This is a genomic window from Pseudomonas sp. FSL W5-0203 (assembly GCF_001896155.1).
In the GTDB taxonomy this organism is placed as follows: Bacteria; Pseudomonadota; Gammaproteobacteria; order Pseudomonadales; family Pseudomonadaceae; genus Aquipseudomonas; species Aquipseudomonas paracarnis.
Genome location: NZ_MPOR01000007.1, coordinates 47,197 through 70,195 on the forward strand (window position 1 = coordinate 47,197; position 22,999 = coordinate 70,195).

Genomic DNA, 22,999 nt, shown 5'->3' on the forward strand with positions numbered 1-22,999 from the left:
GTCAGGCCGGCTGCGTAGCGCCGAAAGCCCCCTGGCGCAGCAACAGCACCACCAACCCCAGCGCCCCGGCGGCCATCAGCAGCGGTAGCGCATGCCCGCTGATCCACTGGCTGCCCGCTCCTGCCACCAGCGGCCCGATCAGGCAGCCAATGCCCCACAGCTGCGCCACGTGAGCGTTGGCACGCACCAACGCATCGTCGCGGTAGCGCTCGCCAATCAAAATCAGCGACAAGGTGAACAACCCGCCGGCACTGGCGCCGAACAGCACCCACACCGGCCAGATCAGCAAGGTGTGCATCAATAACGGCACCGCCAGGCTCGACGCCAGCAACAGCAGTGCACAGGCCAGAAACAGAGTGCGTCGCGGCAGGTAGTCGGCCAGCGCGCCAATGGGCAATTGCAGCAACGCATCGCCCACCACCACCGTGCTGACCATCGCCAAGGCGATCTCAGCGGTAAAACCCTGTTGCAGGCAGTACACCGGCAACAACGTCAGAATCATCGCTTCGAAGGCAGCGAACAACGCCACAGCCCAGGCAATCGCCGGCAGGCCAAGGCAAAAGCGCCACAGGTCGCCAAACGTCATGCTGAACGAATCCGCTGTCGGCGCCCCGGTACGTCCTAGCAACAGTAACGGCGCCACCACTAAAAGGCCTGCGCCGACCCAGAAGCCATAGTCATGATCGGTGCCTATCAGGCCCAGCAGCAACGGCCCCGACAGCTGGCTCAAGGCATAGCTGCAGCCGTAGAGCGCCACCAGCCGGCCACGCCACTGCTCGACCACCAGTTGGTTGATCCAGCTTTCGCCAAGGATGAATACGATGGTCAGGATCACCCCGATCATCAGCCTGAGCACCAGCCACACCGGGTAGCTGGGCAGGATCGCCAGCAAGCCGATGGACACCGCACCGGCCCACAGGCACAGGCGCATCAGGTTGGCAGTGCCGAGCCAGGACGCCATGCGGCTGGAGACCTTGGCGCCCAGCAGGACGCCGAATGCCGGCATCGCCGCCATCACGCCAATGGCGAAACTGCCATAACCCCAACCTTCAAGACGCAGGGATACCAACGGCATGCTGACACCCAGGGCCAGGCCAACGCTGAGTACCGAGGCCAGCACGGCGAAATATGTCGCCCAACGCATTGCCACGCTCCTGTGGATAATTCTGCTTCGCAAAACGAACTGTAGGAGCGAGCTTATGTGGGAGCTGGCTTGCCTGCGATACAGACGCCTCGGTGTGTCAGCCACACCTCAGTGATGCTATCGCAGGCAAGCCAGTTCCCACACAGGCTCGCTCCTACAGGGGATCAGCAGTGTTGCTTAGAGCTTGATCCAGGTCGCCTTCAGCTCGGTGTACTTGTCGAATGCATGCAGCGACTTGTCGCGGCCATTACCCGACTGCTTGAAACCACCGAACGGTGCGGTCATGTCGCCGCCGTCGTACTGGTTAACCCACACGCTGCCGGCGCGCAGAGCCTTGGCCGTCAGGTGTGCCTTGGAGATATCCGCCGTCCACACCGCCGCAGCCAGGCCGTATTGGGTGTCGTTGGCGATGGCGATGGCTTCTTCGGCGCTGTCGAAAGTGATCACCGACAGGACCGGGCCAAAGATCTCTTCCTGGGCGATCTTCATGGCATTGGTCACGCCGTCGAAAATCGTCGGCTCGACGTAGGTGCCGCCGGACTCTTCCAGGGTGCGCTTGCCACCCGCGACCAGCTTGGCGCCGTCGGCGTGGCCGGCTTCAATGTACGAAAGCACGGTGTTCATCTGCTGGGTATCCACCAACGCACCCACAGTGGTGGCTGGGTCCAGTGGATTGCCGGGTTTCCAGCCCTTGAGGGCCTCGATCACCAGCGGCAGGAAGGTGTCTTTGATCGAACGCTCGACCAGCAGGCGCGAGCCGGCAGTGCAGACTTCGCCCTGGTTGAAGGCAATGGCGCTGGCGGCGGATTCGGCCGCCGCTTGCAGGTTCGGCGCGTCGGCAAACACGATGTTCGGGCTCTTGCCACCGGCTTCCAGCCATACACGCTTCATGTTCGACTCGCCGGAGCGGATCAACAGTTGCTTGGCGATCTTGGTGGAGCCCGTGAACACCAGGGTATCGACGTCCATGTGCACCGCCAGGGCGTTACCCACGGTGTGGCCATAGCCAGGCAGCACGTTGAACACGCCTTTTGGAATACCAGCCTCAACGGCCAACGCGGCGATGCGGATGGCGGTGAGCGGGGATTTTTCGGACGGCTTCAGGATGACAGAGTTGCCGGTGGACAGCGCCGGGCCGAGTTTCCAGCACGCCATCATCAACGGGAAGTTCCACGGCACGATGGCGCCAACAACACCGACGGGCTCGCGGGTCACCAGGCCCAGTTGATCGTGGGGCGTGGCGGCGACTTCGTCGTAGATCTTGTCGATCGCCTCGCCGCTCCAGCTCAGGGCTTGCGCCGCGCCGGGGACGTCGATGTTCAGGGAATCGCTGATGGGCTTGCCCATATCCAGGGTTTCAAGCAGCGCCAGCTCTTCGGCGTTGGCCTTGAGCAGCGCGGCGAAACGGATCATGACGGACTTGCGCTTGGCCGGTGCCAGGCGCGACCACACGCCGGAATTGAAAGTGGCACGCGCATTTTCCACGGCGCGCTGGGCATCGCTGGCATCACAGCTGGCGACAGTGGCCAGCAAGCGCCCATCCACCGGGCTGATGCATTCGAAGGTGTCACCGGAAACGGCGGCGGTGTATTCGCCATTGATATAGGCGCGGCCTTCGATCTTCAGAGCCTTGGCGCGTTGTTCCCAGTCGGCACGGGTCAGGGTGGTCATACGAGTGTCCTCCTCTTATTGAATACAAGGGCCTGGGAGGTTTATCCCGGCGCCATCACGAATGCTTGCCCGACCAGCCTGCTGTTCGGCTCAAGGCAGCTGCCACCCTAAACCAGCGGCTGGGGATGTTTCAATATATTTGACATAACGGCGGCAAACGCCCTTGCGATGTTCATTTTAATAAACATAGACTTTGGACTCTCCAACCGCAGGCCAGACGGGAAATGCACATGAGCATCCAGGACATCGTCGATTTCAGCCAAGCCAACACCGCCCCCGAACGCTACCGCCCTGCCGCCGAGAAAATCCTCAAGGGCGATCCCGAGCAGACACTCTACAACCACTACAACAGCCCATGCGGCCAGATGAACGCCGGCGTCTGGGAAGGTGAAGTGGGCCAGTGGAAGGTCAACTACACCGAGCATGAGTACTGCGAGATCGTGCAAGGCGTGTCGGTGTTGCGTGATGCCGAGGGGAATGCCAAGACCCTGCGGGCCGGCGATCGCTTTGTGATCCCTGCCGGTTTCAGCGGTACCTGGGAAGTGCTGGAAGCGTGCCGCAAGATCTACGTGGTGTTTGAAGAGAAAGCCTGATCATTGATTGATCGACAACGGGACGCTAAGCGTCCGAGACGGCATTCCCACGCAGAGCGTGGGAACGATCAGCAGAGCGTGGGAACGATCAGGCAAAAAAAAGCCCGCATCGTGAGATACGGGCTTTTTTTCACAAGGAGGAAAATCAATTACTTGATTTTGCCTTCTTTGTAGATCACGTGCTTGCGAACGCGCGGGTCGAACATTTTCTTTTCGAGCTTGTCCGGGGTAGTACGCTTGTTCTTGTCGGTAGTGTAGAAGTGACCAGTACCGGCGCTAGAGATCATTCGAATCAATTCACGCATGATAGAGCTCCTTAGATCTTGCCAGCGGCGCGGATTTCGGCCAGCACGACAGTGATGCCACGCTTGTCGATAATACGCATGCCTTTAGCAGATACGCGCAGACGCACGAAACGTTTCTCTTCTTCAACCCAGAAGCGGTGATGCTGCAGGTTCGGCAGGAAACGACGACGGGTTTTGTTATTTGCGTGGGAAATGTTATTCCCAGTCACCGGACCCTTACCGGTAACTTGACAGACTCTCGACATGCCTCAGCCCTCTAAAACCACATGCCCAACCCGGCATGGGTTGGCCGCTTAATCTCTCAGTCATTTGGCGCCAGGCGCCGCGTTTCTTTAGGGTCTTACCGGCTACACCTACAGTGAAGGAACCGGGCCCCTAGAAAAGAGCGCTGCTTTATACCAGAAAGACCCCAGTGCAACAACAACCTGTGTACTTTTAGCAGCGTAAATCTTGGCCACAAGTGCCTGAACCGCTGCCAGGAGGGGCCGCTGTAACAGCCGACCGCTCGTCGCACAGAATGATTTACAACGCCTGCGGTCACAGGGAAGTGCACGGCGAAACACGCTGAGGCGCCATCAAAACAGCATTTTGGCCAAAAGCACAGGCAAAAATGGGCTAGTCATTTATCAATCAGACCTCTACGGTAGGCTTTTTCCAGACTGCACTCGCAGATGGGCCTTCGATCTGCACAGGAAACCGAATATGCGCCTCGCTGCCCTACCGCTATTGCTTGCCCCTCTCTTTATTGCGCCGATGGCCGTTGCGGCCACCAACTTGAGCGTATGCACCGAGGCCAGCCCCGAAGGCTTCGATGTGGTGCAGTACAACTCACTGACCACCACCAACGCCTCGGCCGACGTGCTGATGAACCGTTTAGTGGAATTCGACGCGGCCAGTGGCAAGTTGGTACCGAGCCTTGCAGACAGCTGGGAAGTGTCGCCCGATGGGCTGACGTACACCTTCAAACTGCACCCCGATGTGAAATTCCATCGCACCAGTTATTTCAGCCCAAGCCGCACCTTGACCGCCGAAGACGTGCGCTTCAGCTTCGAGCGCATGCTCGACCCGGCCAACCCGTGGCACAAGATCGCCCAGAGCGGCTTTCCTCACGCCCAATCCCTGCAATTGCCCACACTGGTCAAGAAAATCGACGCCCTTGACCCACTGACCGTGCGCTTCACCCTCGACCATGCCGATTCCACCTTCTTACCAGCACTGAGCATGGGCTTTGCCTCGATCTATCCGGCTGAATATGCCGATAAATTGCTCAAGGCCGGCACACCCGAGAAGCTCAACAGCCAGCCAATCGGCACCGGCCCGTTTGTGTTCGTGCGTTTCCAGAAAGATGCCGTGGTGCGTTACAAGGCCAACCCGGACTACTTCGCCGGCAAACCGGCGGTGGATAACCTGATTTTCGCCATCACCCCGGACGCCAACGTACGCCTGCAGAAGCTGCACCGCGATGAATGCCAGATCGCCCTGTCACCCAAGCCCCTGGATGTGGGCGAGGCCGAAAAAGACTCGGCGCTGAAGGTGGAAAAAACCGCCGCCTTCATGACCGCGTTCGTCGCCATCAACAGCCAGCACCCACCGCTGGACAAGCCCGAAGTGCGCCAGGCGATCAACCTGGCCTTTGATAAGGGCAGCTACCTCAAGGCCGTGTTCGAAGGCACCGCCGAAGCAGCCAACGGTGTCTACCCGCCGAACACCTGGAGCTATGCCAAGGAGTTGCCAGGCTACCCGCAGGACCTCGCCAAAGCCAAGGCGCTGCTGGGCCGCGCCGGGCTCAAGGACGGCTTCAAGACCACAATATGGACCCGCCCTACGGGCAGCCTGCTGAACCCCAACCCGAACCTCGGCGCCCAACTGTTGCAGGCCGACCTGGCCAAGGTTGGCATCCAGGCCGAGATTCGCGTGATCGAATGGGGCGAGTTGATCCGCCGCGCCAAGGCCGGCGAGCACGACTTGCTGTTCATGGGCTGGGCCGGCGACAACGGCGACCCGGATAACTTCCTGACGCCGCAGTTCTCCTGCGCCGCGGTGAAGTCCGGCACCAACTTTGCCCGCTATTGCGACCCTACCCTGGATAAGTTGATCAGTGCGGGCAAAACCACCAGCGAGCAAGGTGTGCGCAGCAAGCTGTATCAGCAGGCCCAGGCGCAGATCCAGCAACAGGCGCTGTGGCTGCCACTGGCGCATCCGACGGCGTTTGCCTTGACCCGCAAGAACATCCAGGGGTACCAGGTAAGCCCGTTCGGGCGCCAGGACTATTCGAAAGTCAGCCTCAAGCCCTAAGGCACACTCCCACCTGTAGGAGCGAACTTGCTCGCTCCTACACAGGCAGGGCCGTTACAGCCAACCGTATTCAGCCATCGACAGCGGGTCGCCATCGCCCACGATGATATGGTCCAGCACCCGCACATCCACCACGTCCAGCGCCTTTTGCAGCAGCTTGGTCAATTTTCGATCAGCCGCGCTGGGCTCCGCGCTCCCCGACGGGTGGTTGTGGCACAGGATCAACGCCGCCGCGTTGTACGCCAAGGCGCGCTTGACCACTTGTCGCGGATAGACAATCGCAGCGTCGATGGTGCCCTGGGAAATGACCTCGAACCCCAGCACCCGATGCTTGGAGTCCAGAAACAGGCAACCGAATATCTCATGGGGCTCATGGCGCAGCAGCGCCTTGAGGTATTCGCGCACGGCCAACGGGCTCTCCAGCACCGAGTCAGCCCGCAAGCGCTCAGCCAAGTGGCGCCGGGACATTTCCAGCACCGCCTGCAGTTGGGCGAACTTCGCCGGGCCCAGCCCCAAATGCTGGCTGAACAACGTCTGGCTGGCCTCCAGTAACGGGCGCAGGCCACCGAATTGCGCCAACAGATGGCGCGCCAGATCCACCGCACTTCGGCCGGCAACCCCCGTACGCAGGAAAATCGCCAACAGCTCGGCATCGGACAGGCTCGCTGCGCCGCCTTCCAATAATTTCTCCCGCGGACGCTCCGCCACGGGCCAATCACGAATACTCATCCCACCTCCCTGTATCTGCTCCGCTGTTGCCCGGCGGGCGCTGTGTTATCGTAGGGCCCTCTTTTTTGCCGGCGATTTCACCTGGGGAGGGGTCATCGCAGGCGCCACTGAACTGGCATCACTGAACTGGAAAGGCAAACCAATGCAGCGTCTGTATCGGAAACGCATCGTTCTCGGCGTCGGCGGCGGCATTGCCGCCTACAAGAGCGCAGAGTTGGTTCGCAGGCTCCTGGACCAGGGCGCCGAAGTGCGCGTGGTCATGACCCGTGGTGGCAGTGAGTTCATCACCCCGCTGACCATGCAAGCCCTGTCCGGCCACCCGGTTCACCTCGACCTGCTGGACCCGGCCGCAGAAGCCGCCATGGGCCATATCGAACTGGCCAAATGGGCCGACCTGGTGCTGATAGCCCCGGCCACTGCCGACCTGATCGCCCGCCTGGCCCAGGGCATTGCCGATGACCTGCTCACCACCCTGGTATTGGCCACCGACGCCACCGTCGCTATCGCTCCGGCCATGAACCAGGCCATGTGGCGCGATCCGGCCACCCAGGCCAATACCCAACTCCTGCAAACCCGCGGCCTCAAGGTGTTCGGCCCGGCATCCGGCAGCCAGGCCTGCGGCGACGTCGGCCTGGGCCGCATGCTCGAAGCCACGGACCTCGCACAATGCGCCGCCGAGTGCTTCCAGCACCTGGCCCTGACCGGCAAGCACGTGCTGATCACCGCTGGCCCAACCCAGGAAAACATCGACCCGGTCCGCTACATCACCAACCATAGCTCAGGAAAAATGGGCTTCGCGTTGGCAGAAGCCGCGGTCGAGGCAGGCGCACGGGTCACACTGATCACAGGTCCCGTGCATCTGCCCACCCCTGATCGCGTCACGCGGATCGACGTAGTCAGCGCCCGGGACATGTTGGCGGCCTGCGAAGCCGCCATTCCCTGCGACCTGTTTATCGCCTCGGCAGCGGTTGCGGATTACCGCCCGGAGGTCGTGGCCCCGCAGAAGCTCAAGAAAGACCCTACGAGCGGCGACGGCCTGCTCCTGCAAATGGTGCGTAACCCGGACATCCTGGCCACCATCGCAACCCGTCCAGACCGTCCGTTCAGCGTCGGCTTCGCTGCCGAGACCGAGCACCTGCTGGACTACGCCGCACGCAAACTGAAAGACAAAAACCTCGACCTGATCGTTGCCAATGATGTCGCCAACCCGAGCATCGGCTTCAACAGCGAGGAAAATGCGTGCAGCGTGATCGACCGCGAACTGCACGCCACCCTTTTCGCCCAGACCAGCAAGGGCAAGATTGCCCGCCAACTGATCTCTTTTATCGCCCAACGGCTGAACCAGGTTTAATGTCCATGCACGCTTTGCAAGCCAAGATTCTCGACCCACGCCTCGGCAACGAATTCCCTCTGCCGGCGTACGCCACGCCGGGTTCCGCCGGCCTGGACCTGCGCGCCATGCTCAAAGAGGACACCGTCCTTGAGCCGGGCCAAACCATCCTGATTCCCACTGGCCTGTCGATCTATGTCGGCGATCCTGGCTTGGCGGCGCTGATCCTGCCGCGCTCCGGCCTGGGCCATAAACATGGCATCGTGCTAGGCAACCTGGTCGGCCTGATCGACTCCGACTACCAGGGCGAGTTGATGGTGTCGTGCTGGAACCGTGGCCAGACTGCTTTCAACATCGCCGTCGGCGAGCGCATCGCCCAACTGGTATTGGTGCCGGTGGTGCAGGCGCATTTTGAATTGGTGCAGGAATTCGACGAAACCCAACGCGGCGCAGGCGGTTTTGGGCACTCCGGCAGTCACTGACTAAGCTGAACGTGGCCGGATGCAATCGTCCGGCCACGCGCCACCGCCCGGCTTTTCAGGATGAAGAATGCGCGGAAATAATCATCGAGATTTCTCTAATGAAATCAAAGGACTACGTGAAAATAATGCTAGCGCCGAAGCGCCGATGGCATTTTTACACCACGAACTCTCTGCCGAAAACGCCGTCATACCCTTCAGTTTGAGCCTGCCGGCCAGCCACATCAGGCCCGCCTTGCCCCCTTTCAGATGGAGTTTCCCCCGCGATGAGTACCGCAGCCCGCGTAGCCCCGACCTTTCCCGACAGCATTTTTCGCGCCTATGACATCCGTGGTGTGGTCCCCAAGACCCTGACCGCCGAAACCGCCTACTGGATCGGCCGCGCCATCGGCTCCCAGAGTCTGGCCCAAGGCGAACCCAACGTTTCGGTAGGCCGTGACGGCCGCTTGTCTGGCCCGGAGCTGGTCGAGCAACTGATCCAGGGCCTGGCTGACAGCGGCTGCCACGTCAGCGACGTCGGTCTGGTGCCAACCCCCGCGCTGTACTACGCCGCCAACGTACTGGCGGGCAAATCCGGGGTCATGCTTACCGGCAGCCACAACCCGTCGGACTACAACGGCTTCAAGATCGTCATCGCTGGCGACACCCTCGCCAATGAACAGATCCAGGCCCTGCACACCCGCCTGAAGACCAACGACTTGACCAGCGGCACCGGCAGCATCACCAAGGTCGATATCCTCCAGCGCTACTCCGATGAAATCACTCGCGACGTCAAGCTCGCCCGCCGCTTGAAAGTCGTGGTGGACTGCGGCAACGGCGCAGCGGGTGTGATTGCCCCGCAATTGCTCGAAGCCCTGAACTGCGAAGTGATCCCACTGTTCTGCGAAGTGGACGGCAACTTCCCCAACCATCACCCAGACCCAGGCAAGCCGGAAAACCTGGTGGACCTGATCGCCAAGGTCAAGGAAGTGGGCGCCGACGTCGGCCTGGCCTTCGATGGCGACGGGGACCGTGTGGGCGTGGTGACCGAAACCGGCGAGATCGTGTTCCCGGACCGCCTGTTGATGCTGTTTGCCCGCGACGTGGTTGCGCGCAATGCCAACGCCGAGATCATCTTCGACGTGAAATGCACGCGTCGCCTGACGCCATTGATCAAGGAGTACGGCGGTCGCCCGCTAATGTGGAAGACCGGTCACTCGTTGATCAAAAAGAAAATGAAGGAAACCGGCGCGCTGTTGGCCGGTGAAATGAGCGGCCACGTGTTCTTCAAGGAGCGCTGGTTCGGGTTTGATGATGGTATTTACAGCGCCGCTCGCCTGCTGGAGATCCTCAGCAAGGAGAAATCCACGGCCGAAGAGCTGTTTCAGACCTTCCCGAATGATATTTCTACGCCAGAAATCAATATCCATGTGACCGAGGAGAGCAAATTCAGCATCATTGACGCATTGCACGATGCGCAATGGGGTGAAGGCGCCAACCTGACCACCATTGATGGTGTGCGAGTCGATTACGCCAAAGGCTGGGGCCTGGTTCGCGCGTCCAACACCACACCGGTGCTGGTCCTGCGTTTCGAGGCGGATACCGAGGCTGAGTTGCAGCGCATCAAGGACGTGTTCCACGCCCAGTTGAAACGTGTTGCCCCTGATCTCCAATTACCGTTCTGATTTTTTGCCCGGAGCCCTGAATGACCCTCGAACGCGAAGCCGCTGCCAACACCGCCAAGGTCCTGTCCGAAGCGTTGCCTTATATTCGACGCTACGTCGGCAAGACGCTGGTGATCAAGTACGGCGGCAATGCCATGGAAAGCGATGAGCTGAAAACCGGCTTTGCGCGCGACATCGTGCTGATGAAGGCCGTAGGGATCAACCCCGTGGTCGTCCACGGCGGCGGCCCGCAAATCGGCGACCTGCTCAAGCGGTTGTCCATCGAGAGTCACTTCATCGATGGCATGCGCGTCACTGACGCGCAAACCATGGACGTGGTGGAAATGGTCCTCGGCGGCCAGGTCAACAAAGACATCGTCAACCTGATCAACCGCCACGGCGGCAGCGCCATCGGCCTGACCGGCAAGGATGCGGAACTGATCCGCGCCAAGAAACTGACCGTGACCCGCAAGACGCCGGAGATGACCCAGCCGGAAATCATCGACATCGGCCAGGTGGGCGAAGTCATCGGCATCAACACCGATTTGCTCAACCTGCTGGTCAAGGGCGACTTCATCCCGGTAATTGCGCCGATCGGCGTGGGTGCTAATGGCGAGTCCTATAACATCAACGCCGATCTGGTAGCCGGTAAGGTGGCGGAAGCACTGAAGGCTGAAAAGCTGATGCTGCTGACCAACATCGCCGGCTTGATGGACAAGGAAGGCAAGGTACTGACCGGCTTGACTACCCAGCAGGTAGACGACCTGATCGCCGACGGCACCATCTACGGCGGCATGTTGCCGAAGATCCGTTGCGCACTGGAAGCGGTGCAGGGCGGCGTCGGCAGCTCGCTGATCCTGGATGGCCGCGTGCCAAATGCAATCCTGCTGGAAATCTTCACCGATACTGGTGTGGGCACGCTGATCAGTAACCGCAAGCGTCCTTAACCACTGCAAAGCAAAAAGCCCCGCTCAATCGAATTGAGCGGGGCTTTTTGTTTGTACACAGTTCAAATGTGGGCGCTGGCTTGCCTGCGATGACGGCAGTACATTCTAAAATGCACCGCCTGACACACCGCTATCGCGGGCAAGCCCGCTCCCACAGGATTCAGTGTCAGACGCCGAACTGCTCGCGGTAGGCACGCACCGCCGGCAAATGCTGCTTGAGCTGCGGGTCATCTTCCAGGAACTGCAACACCTGGTTCAACGACACGATGCTCACCACCGGAATGCCGAAGTCACGCTCCACTTCCTGGATCGCCGACAACTCACCGTTGCCGCGTTCCTGACGGTTCAAGGCGATCAGTACACCGGCAGCCTTGGCGCCGTCCTGGGAAGCGATGATCTGCATCACTTCACGGATAGCAGTACCCGCGGTGATCACGTCATCGATGATCAGCACCTCGCCGGTCAATGGCGCGCCGACCAGGCTGCCACCTTCACCATGGGCCTTGGCTTCCTTACGGTTGAAACACCACGGCAAGTCCTGCCCGTGATGCTCCGCCAGCGCTACCGCCGTCGCCGCTGCCAGGGGAATACCCTTGTAGGCCGGGCCAAAGAGTACGTCGAAGGAAATACCGCTCTCAACGATGGCTGCCGCATAGAAACGGCCCAGCTGAGCCAGGGCCGAACCTGAGTTGAACAGGCCCGCATTGAAGAAGTACGGGCTGGTGCGCCCGGACTTGAGGGTGAACTCACCGAAGCGTAAAACGCCGCGATCGATGGCAAAACGAATGAAATCGCGCTGATACGCCTGCATGAAAAAAGCCTCAGATACCACGGATTTAGCTAATTGGGTGGACGGCGTGTATCATACACGCACGCGATTTTTGGGGCCATTTATGCGGATCATCAGTGTGAACGTTAATGGTATTCAGGCTGCAGTCGAGCGTGGTTTGCTCAGTTGGCTGCAAGCACAGAATGCCGACGTCATCTGCCTGCAGGACACCCGTGCCTCCGCCTTTGAACTGGACGACCCAGCCTTCCAACTGGATGGCTACTTCCTTTATGCCTGCGATGCCGAAGTGCCCACCCAAGGTGGCGTGGCTTTGTACTCGCGGTTGCAACCCAAGGCGGTCATCAGCGGCCTCGGCTTCGAGACAGCCGACCGCTACGGGCGTTACCTGCAAGCCGATTTCGACAAGGTCAGCATCGCGACCTTGCTGCTTCCTTCCGGGCAGAACGGCGATGAAGACTTGAACCAGAAATTCAAGCTAATGGACGATTTCGCCCGTTACTTGGATAAACAGCGACGTAAACGTCGCGAGTACATTTATTGTGGCTCGCTGTACGTGGCGCAACAGAAGCTGGATATCAAGAACTGGCGCGACAGCCAGCAATCCCCAGGCTTCCTGGCGCCGGAACGCGCCTGGATGGACGAGATTGTCGGCAACATGGGCTATGTCGATGCCCTGCGCGAAGTCAGCCGCGAAGGCGACCAGTACAGCTGGTGGCCAGATAACGAACAGGCTGAGATGCTCAACCTGGGCTGGCGTTTCGACTACCAGCTGCTGACCCCAGGCCTGCGCCGGTTCGTACGCAGCGCACGCCTGCCGCGCCAGCCGCGCTTCTCGCAGCACGCGCCGCTGATCGTGGACTACGACTGGACATTGACCATCTGAGGTCGTTTTCCAGGCACAAAAAAACCGACACTGATGTCGGTTTTTTTGTGGCCGTTCGGTTACTTGACCAGGCGCCAGGTCCACGGATAGCGATAGGCAATGCCTTTGTTGGCCTTGATACCGGCGATGATCGTCAGTATCAACGCCCCGATCACCAGCACGGTCATCAGCAAGAAGCCAACAACCACGAAGCCCAACAAGAGGCACACCAGCCAGGCGATCGCCACGGTGATCTGGAAATTCAGCGCCTCCTTGCCCTGGTCATCGATGAGCGGGTCCATGTCCTTCTTGAATTGCCACAGGATCAACGGCCCCAGCAAGCTGCCGAAGGGGAATACCAACCCCAGGAATGCCGCAAAATGACACAACATTGCCCACTGGCGTACTTCCTTGGACGGGGCCGGGACCGGCAACTGGCTGTCATTCATGGCGCTTCTCCTTGGGGCCGGCTCAGTCAGCCAGCGCGGCGTTCTGCAATTCAAAGATTTCGGTCATGCCTTTCTGGGCCAAGGCCAGCATGGCGTTCAGCTCAGCCGGCTGGAATGGCGCGCCTTCGGCAGTGCCCTGCACTTCGATGAAACCACCGGTGCTGGTCATGACCACGTTGAGGTCGGTCTCGGCGGCCGAGTCTTCCAGGTAGTCCAGGTCCAACACAGGCTCGCCCTGGTACATGCCAACCGACACAGCGGCGATCATCTGCTTGAGCGGGTCACCCGCTTTCAGGCCGCCACGCTTCTTGATCACTTTCAGTGCGTCGACCAGGGCCACCATGGCGCCGGTGATGGACGCCGTGCGGGTGCCGCCATCTGCCTGGATCACGTCGCAGTCGACGTAGAGAGTCACGTCACCCAGCTTGGACATATCCAGGGCAGCACGCAGGGAACGGCCGATCAAGCGCTGGATTTCCAGGGTACGCCCGCCTTGCTTGCCACGGCTGGCTTCACGCTGGTTACGCTCGCCAGTCGCGCGCGGCAGCATGCCGTATTCAGCGGTCAACCAACCCTGGCCCTGGCCCTTGAGGAAGCGCGGCACGCCGTTTTCGACGCTGACAGTGCAGATGACCTTGGTATCGCCAAACTCGACCAGTACGGATCCCTCGGCGTGTTTGGTGTAGTTGCGGGTGATGCGGATCGAGCGGAGCTGATCGGCAGCGCGACCACTTGGACGTTTCATAGGGGATACCTGTACTGAGGACGAAAAACTGCCGAGCATTATAGAGCCGCAAGCCGGTTCGGGGCACTTCTAAAAAATCCGGTTACCAATGCCCGGGTTTGGGCGCCTACCTCCCACTGCGCTACAATCCTGCGCCTCCAGACTGTAGGAGCGAGCTTGCTCGCGAAAAACGCCAACAATTACGGGGGCTTCCTGATTCAGCGCGGCGCCTTGCGTTCTTCGCGAGCAAGCTCGCTCCTACAGGTCGGCCTGGCCAATTTCTATTTATCCAACGCGAGGTACCTCCATGGTGCACAGCATGACCGCCTTCGCCCGTGTCGAAAAAGCCGGGACCCAAGGCACCCTCAGCTGGGAACTGCGCTCGGTCAACAGCCGTTACCTGGAGCCGCACCTGCGCCTGCCAGAGTCGTTCCGCGACCTCGAAGGCGCCGTGCGTGAAGCGCTGCGCCAGGGCATTTCCCGTGGCAAGCTGGAATGCACCCTGCGCTTTACCGAAGAAACCACCGGCAAGCCGCTGCAGGTCGACCGCGACCGCGCCGCCCAACTGGTGGCCGCTGCCGAAACCATCGCCGGCCTGATCAAGCAGCCGGCCGCATTGAACCCTCTGGAAGTATTGGCCTGGCCCGGCGTGCTGGTGGCCGACGCGGCTGACCCACAGGCCCTGAATGCCGAAGCCCTCGCCCTGTTCAACCAGGGCCTGAAGGAACTCAAGGCCGGCCGTGAGCGCGAAGGCACCGAACTGGCGCGCCTGATCAGCGAGCGGCTGACATCGATCGAAGCCGACGTAGTGACCCTGCGTGAACTGGTACCGCAGATGCTCGCCACCCAGCGCCAGAAGGTCCTAGACCGCTTCACCGACATGAAGGCTGACCTCGACCCGACGCGCCTGGAACAGGAAATGGTCCTGCTCGCACAGAAGAGCGACGTGGCCGAAGAACTCGACCGCCTGAGTACCCATATCCTTGAAGTGCGCCGCGTACTCAAGTCGGGCGGTGCCGCCGGTCGGCGCCTGGACTTCCTGATGCAGGAACTCAACCGCGAAGCCAATACACTGGGCTCCAAGGCGTTCGACCCGCGCAGCACCACGGCGGCGGTCAACCTCAAAGTGTTGATCGAGCAAATGCGCGAACAAGTACAGAATATTGAGTAAGGCACCCTCCATGACCCACAGCACCGGCACCCTTTACATCATTTCCGCCCCTTCGGGCGCGGGCAAGAGCAGCCTGGTCAAGGCCTTGACCGACGCTGACGAGCAGATCCGCATTTCGGTCTCGCACACCACCCGCGCCATGCGCCCGGGCGAAGTGGACGGCGTGCACTATCACTTCGTCGAGCGTACCGAGTTCGTCAAGATGATCGAACACGGTGACTTCCTGGAGCGCGCCGAAGTGTTCGGCAACCTCTACGGCACCTCGCAGAGCCACCTGCAACAGACCCTGGACGAAGGCCACGACCTGATTCTGGAGATCGACTGGCAGGGCGCCGAGCAAGTGCGCCAGCTGATGCCCAAGGCGCGCTCCATCTTCATCCTGCCGCCCTCGCTCCAAGCCCTGCACCAGCGCCTGACCAACCGTGGCCAGGACAGCGACGAGATCATCGAAGGTCGCATGCGTGAGGCCGTCAGCGAAATGAGCCACTACGTCGACTACGACTACCTGATCATCAATGACGACTTCACCCACGCATTGGACGATTTGAAGGCGATTTTCCGCGCCAACCAACTGCAGCAAAAGCGCCAACAGCAGCGTTTCGGCAAATTACTCGCCGAATTGCTCGGTTGATTGGCGCTTCCCAAAACAGCTGCAAGGGCCTTACATTGGCACTTGTAGCGGTTTTGCGAAGGCCTGCGAAAAATCAGCGCTTCCCTAAACGCTGGTGATTTTTTAAACTGCTCAGTCCGCTCGCCCAACCGGGCAGCGCGCATCTTGCATTCGCTCCGAGGAATACCATGGCCCGCGTAACCGTTGAAGACTGCCTAGAACACGTGGATAACCGCTTTGAGCTGGTCATGCTCTCTACCAAGCGTGCCCGTCAACTGGCCACTGGCGGCAAAGAGCCCCTGGTCCAGTGGGAAAACGACAAGCCTACCGTTGTAGCCCTGCGTGAAATCGCTGAAGGCCTGATGAGCTACGAGTTCATCGCCAACGCCGAAATCGTTGAAGACGAACCGCTGTTTGCAGCGTTCGAAGGCGAGTCCAACGAGGACGTCTAAGCCTATGCCTGGTCGACGTAGCACGGCGCGGGGTCACAGCCATCGGCAGGAGTTCACACTTTGCCGAGCATAGACGCCCTCGCCGATCGCTTATCGGCCTACCTCGGCGCCGACCAGGTCAACCTGGTTCGCCGAGCGTATTTCTATGCCGAACAAGCCCACGACGGCCAGCGCCGCCGCAGTGGCGAGGCGTATGTCACCCATCCTCTTGCGGTGGCCAATATTCTTGCCGACATGCACATGGACCATCAGAGCCTGATGGCCGCGATGCTGCATGACGTGATCGAAGACACCGGCATTGCCAAGGAAGCGCTCAGTGCGCAATTTGGCGAAACCGTGGCCGAACTGGTCGATGGGGTCAGCAAGCTGACCCAGATGAACTTCGAGACCAAGGCCGAAGCCCAGGCGGAAAACTTCCAGAAGATGGCCATGGCCATGGCCCGAGACATTCGGGTGATCCTGGTCAAGCTGGCCGACCGGCTGCACAACATGCGCACGCTGGAAGTGCTGTCCGGCGAAAAGCGCCGACGCATCGCCAAGGAAACCCTGGAAATCTATGCGCCCATCGCCAACCGGCTGGGCATGCACGCCATTCGTATCGAATTCGAAGACCTCGGCTTTAAAGCCATGCACCCCATGCGTTCGGCGCGCATCTACCAGGCGGTCAAGCGCGCACGGGGCAATCGCAAGGAAATCGTCAACAAGATCGAAGAGTCCCTGAGCCATTGCCTGGCGATCGACGAGATCGAGGGCGAGGTCAGCGGTCGGCAAAAGCACATTTACGGCATCTACAAGAAGATGCGCGGCAAGCGCCGGGCCTTCAACGAGATCATGGACGTGTACGCGTTCCGGATTATCGTCGACAAGGTCGATACCTGCTACCGCGTGCTGGGCGCTGTACATAATTTGTACAAGCCGCTGCCGGGCCGCTTCAAGGACTACATCGCAATTCCCAAGGCCAACGGCTACCAGTCGCTGCATACCACCCTGTTTGGCATGCACGGCGTGCCGATCGAGATCCAGATCCGCACCCGCGAAATGGAAGAAATGGCCAACAACGGCATTGCCGCCCACTGGCTGTACAAGTCCAGCGGCGACGAGCAGCCCAAAGGCACCCATGCTCGCGCGCGCCAATGGGTCAAGGGCGTGCTGGAAATGCAGCAACGTGCCGGCAACTCCCTGGAATTTATCGAAAGCGTGAAGATCGACCTGTTCCCGGACGAGGTCTACGTGTTCACGCCCAAAGGCCGGATCATGGAGCTGCCCAAAGGCTCCACGGCGGTCGATTTTGCCTACGCAGTGCACACCGATGTCGGCAACAGCTGCATCGCCTGTCGCATCAACCGGCGCCTGGCCCCGCTGTCCGAACCACTGCAAAGCGGTTCCACGGTGGAGATCGTCAGCGCACCGGGCGCTCGCCCCAACCCGGCCTGGCTCAACTTTGTGGTCACCGGCAAGGCGCGTACGCATATTCGCCACGCGCTGAAATTGCAGCGCCGCTCCGAATCCATCAGCCTGGGCGAACGCCTGCTGAACAAGGTGCTCAACGGCTTCGACAGCGCCCTGGACAAGATCCCGCAAGAGCGCGTGCAAGCGATGCTCCACGAGTACCGCCAGGAAACCATCGAAGACCTGCTGGAAGATATCGGCCTGGGCAACCGCATGGCTTACGTGGTTGCGCGCCGCCTGCTGGGCGAAGGCGAACAGTTGCCGAGCCCTGAAGGCCCGCTGGCAATTCGCGGCACCGAGGGCCTGGTGCTCAGCTACGCCAAATGTTGCACGCCGATCCCGGGCGACCCGATTGTCGGCCACTTGTCCGCCGGCAAAGGCATGGTGGTGCACCTGGACAACTGCCGCAACATCACCGAAATCCGCCACAACCCGGAAAAATGCATCCAGCTCTCGTGGGCCAAGGATGTCACCGGCGAATTCAACGTCGAGCTGCGGGTGGAGCTGGAACACCAGCGCGGCCTCATCGCCCTGCTGGCCAGCAGCGTCAACGCCGCCGACGGCAATATCGAGAAAATCAGCATGGACGAACGCGATGGTCGCATCAGCGTGGTCCAACTGGTGGTCAGCGTGCACGACCGTGTGCACCTGGCCCGCGTGATCAAAAAGTTGCGCGCCTTGACCGGTGTGATCCGCATCACCCGCATGCGTGCATAACCGATCCATTACAAGGAGTCATTCATGACCAAGACAGTTATCACCAGCGATAAAGCTCCAGCCGCCATCGGCACTTATTCCCAGGCGATCAAGGCGGGCAACACCGTCTACATGTCCGGCCAGATCCCGCTGGACCCAAAGACCATGGAACTGGTTGAAGGCTTCGAAGCCCAGACCGTACAGGTCTTTGAAAACCTCAAGTCCGTGGCTGAAGCTGCCGGTGGTTCGTTCAAGGACATCGTCAAGCTGAACATCTTCCTCACCGACCTCAGCCACTTCGCCAAGGTCAACGAGATCATGGGCAAGTACTTCGAACAACCTTACCCAGCCCGCGCCGCCATCGGCGTGGCCGCCCTGCCAAAGGGTGCACAGGTTGAGATGGACGCCATTCTGGTCATCGAGTAAAACACCCGGCGCAGCCCCAAAAGGCTGCGCCGACTTCGTTTCAGAAGGATTTCGTAATGCGCAAAGCGCTTGTAGCCTCTTCGTTGCTCGCCCTGTTGCTCGGTGGCTGTGCCAGTAACCCCGCCGACCTGGATGTAAGCGGTACCTGGATCAACCAGGCCGCCATCGACGCGGCAGCCAAGGGCGGCCCTTTGCGTGAAGCCCTGCAGTCTTATGGCCCCAACCTTGAGTGGGAGGTCAACACCAAGGCCTTGCAGGCCCGCTACTACAACGGTTTTGAAGTGGCGGAAGGCAAGTTGTCGGGTGAAGAGCCCGGCGCATGGAACGTGGATTTCTATGGCAGCTCTGCCACCGAACTCAAGCGCAAAGGCAAGCAACTGCTGCAAGTGGCCAACGACAACGAGCCCGAGCAGCTGTTTGCCCGCGCCAAAGACCCGGCCCCAGAAGGCGCGCCACTGGGCGCCAACTTCGAACGCGCGCTGTACGCGGCCTATATGGGCGGCGACTGGAAGATCAGCGACGGCACCGGCAGCGGCGCCACGGTGCAGTTCCAGGCAGACGGCAAGGTCGCCGGCCTACCGGGGGTTGATCGTTATTCACTCTGTCTGGCAGGCGATTGCGCCTCCATGAGCGGCGGCTATGACAGCATCTGGCTGCAACTGAACGGCCAGGGCAACCCTTGGATCTTCGCGCGCAAGGGTGAGCAACTGGAGATCTTCCAGGCGATCAATACCGCACAGGCCGATGAAGTGCCTTCGTTTACGCCAGGCCCTCGCCAATGGTTGCTTGAAAAGTAATAAAAGCCTCACCCAAATCCAAATGTGGGAGCTGGCTTGCCTGCGATGACGGTATTACATCCAACAAAGATGTGATTGATATACCGCTATCGCAGGCAAGCCAGCTCCCACATTTTTTGCGCGCTTCAGCCTTTCAGAATCGCCGCATAGCCTTCCCGGTAAGTCGGGTATGTCGGCATCCAGCCAAGCGCCTTGATACGCGCATTACTGCATTGTTTGCTGCCAGCACGGCGCACACTTGCATCTTCAGCCCACTCGGTCACACCCAGATACTCGCGCAACCAGGCCACCACCTCGGCCAGTGGTGCCGGCGCATCGTCAACGCCGATATAGAACTTGTCCAGCGAACCGCCTTTTTCCACATGCCGCAGCAAAAACGCGAGCAGGCCCGCGGCATCATCAGCATGAATTCGGTTGCCATATAAAGGCGGGTCAACCGCTACACGATAGCCTTGGCGAACCTGAGTCAGCAGCCATTCCCGACCCGGGCCGTAAATTCCGGTCAGCCGCACAACGGTGGCCGGGATGCCGCTATTGAGCGCCACTTGCTCAGCTTCCAGCATCACCTGCCCGGAATAGCCCTTCGCTTGCGTCTCGGACGTTTCGTCGACCCACTCGCCGTTCTGCTGCCCGTAAACACTGCTGCTGGAGACAAACAGCAGATGTTTCGGCTCCTGGCCGTAATCGCCCAGCCACTCCAACACATGCTGCAACCCTTGCACGTAAGCAGCGCGATAGCCGGCCTCGTCGTGGTCGGTGGCAGCGGCGCAGTACACCAGGTAATCCACGCCGCCGATCGGCCAGGTGTCAGGGCAATCCTTTTTGAACAGATCACCGGCGATGCCGATCACGCCGTCGGGCAAGCGTGAAATATCGCGGCGCAGGCCGTGGACCTCCCATTCCGAGGCCAGCAATTGGCTAGCCAGCCGACTACCCACATCGCCGCAACCGGCAATCACAACAGAAGGCGCAGACATCATAAAACTCCATTCTCAAAGGCGCAGATTAGCCGCGCGAGTGGATCAACGGCCAGTAAAAAGCGAAATAAAGTAACAGTGCCACTTTAGTTAACAAGAATTACTTGCAATAATAACCGCCCATTTGTCCTCGACCCTTTGGGTCTGGAAGGACGATCACCCATTTTTTCTCTCAGGTCCGGCCAGCATGACACGTCATACAAACCCCGCTTCGCCAACCAAGCTTCACAGTCCCTCCCGCGCCTGGCGTGCGATTGCTGCGATGCTGTTCAGCGTGCTGCTGGCACCGACCGCCGCATTCGCTGACGCCACCGCTCCCGCCGCTCCAGCAGCCGCCGAGCAAAATGCCGCGACCCCGGCAGCGCCTGCCGTCGCGCCAGTGGCCACCGACCCGGCCCAGGCCGCCGGCGCTGCCGCACCTGCCGACGAAACCGGCGTGGTGCTGGAAGAAGACAACACCCTGGGCATGGCCCACGACCTGTCGCCATGGGGCATGTACCAGAATGCCGACGTGGTAGTGAAGGCTGTGATGATCGGCCTGGCCATTGCCTCGATCATCACCTGGACCATCTGGATTGCCAAAGGCTTCGAGCTGTTGGGCGCCAAGCGTCGTCTGCGTGCTGAAATCGTCCACCTGAAAAAAGCCACCACCCTCAAGGAAGCGAGCGAAACCGCGACCAAGAAGGGCACCCTGGCCAACCTGCTGGTGCACGACGCGCTGGAAGAAATGCGCCTGTCGGCCAACACTCGCGAAAAAGAAGGCATCAAGGAACGCGTCAGCTTCCGCCTGGAGCGCCTGGTTGCCGCCTGTGGCCGCAACATGAGCAGCGGCACCGGCGTACTCGCCACCATCGGTTCCACTGCGCCCTTCGTCGGCCTGTTCGGTACCGTGTGGGGCATCATGAACAGCTTCATCGGCATCGCCAAAACCCAGACCACCAACCTCGCCGTCGTTGCCCCTGGCATCGCCGAAGCCCTGCTGGCTACCGCCCTGGGCCTGGTTGCCGCGATTCCTGCGGTGGTGATCTACAACGTCTTCGCCCGTTCGATTGCCGGCTACAAGGCTCAGGTATCGGATGCATCGGCTGAAGTCCTGTTGCTGGTCAGCCGTGACCTCGATCACCTGCCTACCGAGCGCAGCTCGCAACCGCACATGGTGAAAGTGGGGTAATCGGCCATGGGCCTGCATTTGAATCAAGGCGACGACGAACTCGTCGAGAACCACGAAATCAACGTCACGCCGTTTATCGACGTGATGCTGGTGCTGCTGATCATCTTCATGGTGGCGGCACCGCTGGCGACCGTGGACATCAAAGTGGACCTGCCCGCGTCCAGCGCCAAGCCGGCGCCGCGGCCAGAGAAACCGATATTCCTCAGCGTCAAGGCGGACCAACGCCTGTTCCTGGGCGAAGAAGAGGTCAAGGCTGAAACCCTGGGGCCGGTGCTGGATGCCAAGACCCAAGGCAAGAAAGACACGACGATCTTCTTCCAGGCCGACAAAGGCGTGGACTATGGCGACCTGATGAGCGTGATGGATGCCCTGCGGGCAGCCGGCTACCTCAAGGTAGGCCTGGTCGGACTTGAGACGGCAGCCAAGAAATGATCACGACGCGCCACAAACTGACGCGTTATGGCACCAGCCTCGCCGTCGTGCTGGGCGTGCATGCCGTCGCGATCATCATCGCGCTCCAATGGTCCGCGCCGCAGGCGATCCAGCTGCCACCTGCCGCCATGGTCATCGACCTGGCGCCGCTGCCAGCGCCACCGCCGCCTCCAGCACCGCCCAAGGTCGTTGCGCCGCCGCCACCACCGGTCGAAGAGCTGCCCCTGCCGAAGCTGGCCGAGGCGCCCAAGCCAACGATCCAGGTGCCCAAGCCGGTCAAGCCCAAGCCTAAGCCACAACCGCCAAAGCCGGTGGAGAAGAAGCCCGAGCCGCCCAAGGAGAAACCTTCCGAGGAGCCACCGAGCGAAACGCCGCCGAGCAACGCACCTGCGCAGAAGTCCGCCCAGCCTACACCGGGCCCGTCGGCACAGCAGCTGGCCGCCCAGGCATCCTGGCAAAGCACGTTGCTGGCGCACCTGCAGAAGTACAAGAAGTACCCGCCCGGCGCCCAACGCAGTGGCAAGGAAGGTATGAACCGCTTGCGCTTCGTGGTCGATGGCGAAGGCAATGTGCTGTCCTACGAACTGGAAGGCCGCTCCGGCAACGCCGACCTGGACCGTGCAACGCTTGAGATGATCCGCAAGGCTCAGCCGCTACCCAAGCCACCGGCAGACCTGTTGAAAAACGGCAGCGTCGAACTGGTCGCGCCGTTCGTCTACAACATCGACAAGCGTCGCCGCTGACAGAGCACTGTGGGAGGGACTGGTGCCCTCCCACATTCGCTTTATTACCTCAGCAAAATTCCGACACTCCCCACTCAATCCCCAGCAAAGTTCTGATAACGTGCGTCTATCGAT

Annotated in this window: 24 protein-coding genes and 1 pseudogene; 16 read left to right on the forward strand and 9 right to left on the reverse strand. The window is 60.6% G+C overall.

Features of this window, described 5'->3' with window-relative positions; genetic code table 11:
• Window position 1 precedes the first annotated feature (1 nt).
• Complete coding sequence (locus BOP96_RS08905; RefSeq protein WP_014720477.1) at window positions 2-1,144, reverse strand: MFS transporter; 1,143 nt, start codon at window positions 1,142-1,144, stop codon at window positions 2-4.
• A gap of 177 nt (window positions 1,145-1,321) precedes the next feature.
• Window positions 1,322-2,815 carry an aldehyde dehydrogenase gene (locus BOP96_RS08910; RefSeq protein ID WP_003195472.1) on the reverse strand — a complete coding sequence of 498 codons (1,494 nt, stop codon included), beginning with the start codon at window positions 2,813-2,815 and terminating at the stop codon, window positions 1,322-1,324.
• 230 nt (window positions 2,816-3,045) lie between these two features.
• Here BOP96_RS08910 and BOP96_RS08915 point away from each other — a divergent pair, with 230 nt between their 5' ends.
• Window positions 3,046-3,408, forward strand: coding sequence for a cupin domain-containing protein (locus tag BOP96_RS08915; RefSeq protein WP_014720478.1), 363 nt, complete (start codon window positions 3,046-3,048; stop codon window positions 3,406-3,408).
• Between the two features lie 149 nt (window positions 3,409-3,557).
• On the opposite strand, the gene rpmG is transcribed toward BOP96_RS08915, so the two are convergent.
• Window positions 3,558-3,713: a 50S ribosomal protein L33 gene (gene rpmG, locus BOP96_RS08920; RefSeq protein ID WP_003176906.1), complete on the reverse strand. Its 156-nt coding sequence runs from the start codon at window positions 3,711-3,713 to the stop codon at window positions 3,558-3,560.
• An 11-nt stretch (window positions 3,714-3,724) separates the two neighbouring features.
• Window positions 3,725-3,958, reverse strand: coding sequence for a 50S ribosomal protein L28 (gene rpmB / locus BOP96_RS08925; RefSeq protein ID WP_003176907.1), 234 nt, complete (start codon window positions 3,956-3,958; stop codon window positions 3,725-3,727).
• 457 nt (window positions 3,959-4,415) lie between these two features.
• Here rpmB and BOP96_RS08930 point away from each other — a divergent pair, with 457 nt between their 5' ends.
• On the forward strand, window positions 4,416-6,008 hold the full coding sequence (locus BOP96_RS08930) for an ABC transporter substrate-binding protein (protein ID WP_014720479.1): 1,593 nt from the start codon (window positions 4,416-4,418) through the stop codon (window positions 6,006-6,008).
• A gap of 54 nt (window positions 6,009-6,062) precedes the next feature.
• On the opposite strand, the gene radC is transcribed toward BOP96_RS08930, so the two are convergent.
• Window positions 6,063-6,737: a RadC family protein gene (radC, locus tag BOP96_RS08935; RefSeq protein WP_014720480.1), complete on the reverse strand. Its 675-nt coding sequence runs from the start codon at window positions 6,735-6,737 to the stop codon at window positions 6,063-6,065.
• A gap of 142 nt (window positions 6,738-6,879) precedes the next feature.
• Between radC and coaBC the strand changes: the two genes are divergently transcribed.
• The 4 genes and pseudogenes from coaBC (at window position 6,880) to argB (ending at window position 11,136) form a co-directional block, all read left to right on the forward strand.
• Window positions 6,880-8,088 (forward strand): bifunctional phosphopantothenoylcysteine decarboxylase/phosphopantothenate--cysteine ligase CoaBC, encoded by a 1,209-nt coding sequence (coaBC, locus tag BOP96_RS08940; protein WP_003195481.1) that lies wholly within the window; start codon window positions 6,880-6,882, stop codon window positions 8,086-8,088.
• A 5-nt stretch (window positions 8,089-8,093) separates the two neighbouring features.
• On the forward strand, window positions 8,094-8,549 hold the full coding sequence (gene dut, locus BOP96_RS08945; RefSeq protein WP_014720481.1) for a dUTP diphosphatase: 456 nt from the start codon (window positions 8,094-8,096) through the stop codon (window positions 8,547-8,549).
• A gap of 254 nt (window positions 8,550-8,803) precedes the next feature.
• Window positions 8,804-10,210 (forward strand): annotated as a pseudogene (locus BOP96_RS08950) (phosphomannomutase/phosphoglucomutase); the annotation flags it as partial.
• 20 nt (window positions 10,211-10,230) lie between these two features.
• Window positions 10,231-11,136, forward strand: coding sequence for an acetylglutamate kinase (gene argB, locus BOP96_RS08955; protein WP_003213275.1), 906 nt, complete (start codon window positions 10,231-10,233; stop codon window positions 11,134-11,136).
• Between the two features lie 166 nt (window positions 11,137-11,302).
• On the opposite strand, the gene pyrE is transcribed toward argB, so the two are convergent.
• On the reverse strand, window positions 11,303-11,947 hold the full coding sequence (gene pyrE, locus BOP96_RS08960) for an orotate phosphoribosyltransferase (protein WP_014720483.1): 645 nt from the start codon (window positions 11,945-11,947) through the stop codon (window positions 11,303-11,305).
• Between the two features lie 82 nt (window positions 11,948-12,029).
• Here pyrE and BOP96_RS08965 point away from each other — a divergent pair, with 82 nt between their 5' ends.
• Window positions 12,030-12,809: an exodeoxyribonuclease III gene (locus tag BOP96_RS08965; protein ID WP_003195493.1), complete on the forward strand. Its 780-nt coding sequence runs from the start codon at window positions 12,030-12,032 to the stop codon at window positions 12,807-12,809.
• A 59-nt stretch (window positions 12,810-12,868) separates the two neighbouring features.
• Here BOP96_RS08965 and BOP96_RS08970 read toward each other — a convergent pair whose 3' ends face one another.
• Both BOP96_RS08970 and rph read right to left on the reverse strand, forming a co-directional pair.
• The gene (locus BOP96_RS08970) at window positions 12,869-13,237 is read right to left on the reverse strand and encodes a DUF4870 domain-containing protein (RefSeq protein WP_003195495.1); all 369 of its coding nucleotides are present in this window, start codon (window positions 13,235-13,237) and stop codon (window positions 12,869-12,871) included.
• Window positions 13,238-13,259: 22 nt separating this feature from the next.
• On the reverse strand, window positions 13,260-13,982 hold the full coding sequence (rph, locus tag BOP96_RS08975) for a ribonuclease PH (protein WP_003195497.1): 723 nt from the start codon (window positions 13,980-13,982) through the stop codon (window positions 13,260-13,262).
• A gap of 286 nt (window positions 13,983-14,268) precedes the next feature.
• Between rph and BOP96_RS08980 the strand changes: the two genes are divergently transcribed.
• The 6 genes from BOP96_RS08980 to BOP96_RS09005 all read left to right on the forward strand — a co-directional run bounded on the left by BOP96_RS08980 (window position 14,269) and on the right by BOP96_RS09005 (window position 19,562).
• On the forward strand, window positions 14,269-15,132 hold the full coding sequence (locus BOP96_RS08980) for a YicC/YloC family endoribonuclease (RefSeq protein ID WP_014720484.1): 864 nt from the start codon (window positions 14,269-14,271) through the stop codon (window positions 15,130-15,132).
• 10 nt (window positions 15,133-15,142) lie between these two features.
• A complete protein-coding gene (gene gmk, locus BOP96_RS08985; protein WP_019818119.1) occupies window positions 15,143-15,763 on the forward strand; it encodes a guanylate kinase in 621 nt (206 codons plus the stop codon).
• Between the two features lie 167 nt (window positions 15,764-15,930).
• Entirely contained in the window at window positions 15,931-16,194 is a 264-nt protein-coding gene (rpoZ, locus tag BOP96_RS08990; protein WP_003195508.1) for a DNA-directed RNA polymerase subunit omega, read from the forward strand.
• Between the two features lie 60 nt (window positions 16,195-16,254).
• On the forward strand, window positions 16,255-18,360 hold the full coding sequence (gene spoT, locus BOP96_RS08995; protein ID WP_003195510.1) for a bifunctional GTP diphosphokinase/guanosine-3',5'-bis pyrophosphate 3'-pyrophosphohydrolase: 2,106 nt from the start codon (window positions 16,255-16,257) through the stop codon (window positions 18,358-18,360).
• Window positions 18,361-18,384: 24 nt separating this feature from the next.
• A complete protein-coding gene (locus BOP96_RS09000; RefSeq protein WP_003176922.1) occupies window positions 18,385-18,765 on the forward strand; it encodes a RidA family protein in 381 nt (126 codons plus the stop codon).
• 56 nt (window positions 18,766-18,821) lie between these two features.
• On the forward strand, window positions 18,822-19,562 hold the full coding sequence (locus BOP96_RS09005) for a hypothetical protein (RefSeq protein WP_014720485.1): 741 nt from the start codon (window positions 18,822-18,824) through the stop codon (window positions 19,560-19,562).
• A 125-nt stretch (window positions 19,563-19,687) separates the two neighbouring features.
• Here the strand turns inward: BOP96_RS09005 and BOP96_RS09010 are convergent, their stop codons facing one another.
• Window positions 19,688-20,539: an SDR family oxidoreductase gene (locus BOP96_RS09010; protein ID WP_034134060.1), complete on the reverse strand. Its 852-nt coding sequence runs from the start codon at window positions 20,537-20,539 to the stop codon at window positions 19,688-19,690.
• Between the two features lie 187 nt (window positions 20,540-20,726).
• Between BOP96_RS09010 and exbB the strand changes: the two genes are divergently transcribed.
• From exbB to BOP96_RS09025, 3 genes are read left to right on the forward strand one after another with little or no spacing between them, the layout of a single operon-like run.
• Window positions 20,727-21,710 (forward strand): tonB-system energizer ExbB, encoded by a 984-nt coding sequence (exbB, locus tag BOP96_RS09015; RefSeq protein WP_003195517.1) that lies wholly within the window; start codon window positions 20,727-20,729, stop codon window positions 21,708-21,710.
• Window positions 21,711-21,716: 6 nt separating this feature from the next.
• On the forward strand, window positions 21,717-22,142 hold the full coding sequence (gene exbD / locus BOP96_RS09020) for a TonB system transport protein ExbD (protein ID WP_003195519.1): 426 nt from the start codon (window positions 21,717-21,719) through the stop codon (window positions 22,140-22,142).
• A complete protein-coding gene (locus BOP96_RS09025; protein ID WP_003195521.1) occupies window positions 22,139-22,885 on the forward strand; it encodes an energy transducer TonB family protein in 747 nt (248 codons plus the stop codon). The genes exbD and BOP96_RS09025 overlap by 4 nt, the downstream gene beginning before the upstream one ends.
• Window positions 22,886-22,999: the final 114 nt, after the last annotated feature.

Coding starts and splice junctions, on each gene's coding strand:
- BOP96_RS08905 (WP_014720477.1), bottom strand. CDS start 1,144: ATGCGTTGGGCGACATATTTCGCCGTGCTGGCCTCGGTACTCAGCGTT.
- BOP96_RS08910 (WP_003195472.1), bottom strand. CDS start 2,815: ATGACCACCCTGACCCGTGCCGACTGGGAACAACGCGCCAAGGCTCTG.
- BOP96_RS08915 (WP_014720478.1), top strand. CDS start 3,046: ATGAGCATCCAGGACATCGTCGATTTCAGCCAAGCCAACACCGCCCCC.
- rpmG (WP_003176906.1), bottom strand. CDS start 3,713: ATGCGTGAATTGATTCGAATGATCTCTAGCGCCGGTACTGGTCACTTC.
- rpmB (WP_003176907.1), bottom strand. CDS start 3,958: ATGTCGAGAGTCTGTCAAGTTACCGGTAAGGGTCCGGTGACTGGGAAT.
- BOP96_RS08930 (WP_014720479.1), top strand. CDS start 4,416: ATGCGCCTCGCTGCCCTACCGCTATTGCTTGCCCCTCTCTTTATTGCG.
- radC (WP_014720480.1), bottom strand. CDS start 6,737: ATGAGTATTCGTGATTGGCCCGTGGCGGAGCGTCCGCGGGAGAAATTA.
- coaBC (WP_003195481.1), top strand. CDS start 6,880: ATGCAGCGTCTGTATCGGAAACGCATCGTTCTCGGCGTCGGCGGCGGC.
- dut (WP_014720481.1), top strand. CDS start 8,094: ATGCACGCTTTGCAAGCCAAGATTCTCGACCCACGCCTCGGCAACGAA.
- argB (WP_003213275.1), top strand. CDS start 10,231: ATGACCCTCGAACGCGAAGCCGCTGCCAACACCGCCAAGGTCCTGTCC.
- pyrE (WP_014720483.1), bottom strand. CDS start 11,947: ATGCAGGCGTATCAGCGCGATTTCATTCGTTTTGCCATCGATCGCGGC.
- BOP96_RS08965 (WP_003195493.1), top strand. CDS start 12,030: ATGCGGATCATCAGTGTGAACGTTAATGGTATTCAGGCTGCAGTCGAG.
- BOP96_RS08970 (WP_003195495.1), bottom strand. CDS start 13,237: ATGAATGACAGCCAGTTGCCGGTCCCGGCCCCGTCCAAGGAAGTACGC.
- rph (WP_003195497.1), bottom strand. CDS start 13,982: ATGAAACGTCCAAGTGGTCGCGCTGCCGATCAGCTCCGCTCGATCCGC.
- BOP96_RS08980 (WP_014720484.1), top strand. CDS start 14,269: ATGGTGCACAGCATGACCGCCTTCGCCCGTGTCGAAAAAGCCGGGACC.
- gmk (WP_019818119.1), top strand. CDS start 15,143: ATGACCCACAGCACCGGCACCCTTTACATCATTTCCGCCCCTTCGGGC.
- rpoZ (WP_003195508.1), top strand. CDS start 15,931: ATGGCCCGCGTAACCGTTGAAGACTGCCTAGAACACGTGGATAACCGC.
- BOP96_RS09000 (WP_003176922.1), top strand. CDS start 18,385: ATGACCAAGACAGTTATCACCAGCGATAAAGCTCCAGCCGCCATCGGC.
- BOP96_RS09005 (WP_014720485.1), top strand. CDS start 18,822: ATGCGCAAAGCGCTTGTAGCCTCTTCGTTGCTCGCCCTGTTGCTCGGT.
- BOP96_RS09010 (WP_034134060.1), bottom strand. CDS start 20,539: ATGTCTGCGCCTTCTGTTGTGATTGCCGGTTGCGGCGATGTGGGTAGT.
- exbB (WP_003195517.1), top strand. CDS start 20,727: ATGACACGTCATACAAACCCCGCTTCGCCAACCAAGCTTCACAGTCCC.
- exbD (WP_003195519.1), top strand. CDS start 21,717: ATGGGCCTGCATTTGAATCAAGGCGACGACGAACTCGTCGAGAACCAC.
- BOP96_RS09025 (WP_003195521.1), top strand. CDS start 22,139: ATGATCACGACGCGCCACAAACTGACGCGTTATGGCACCAGCCTCGCC.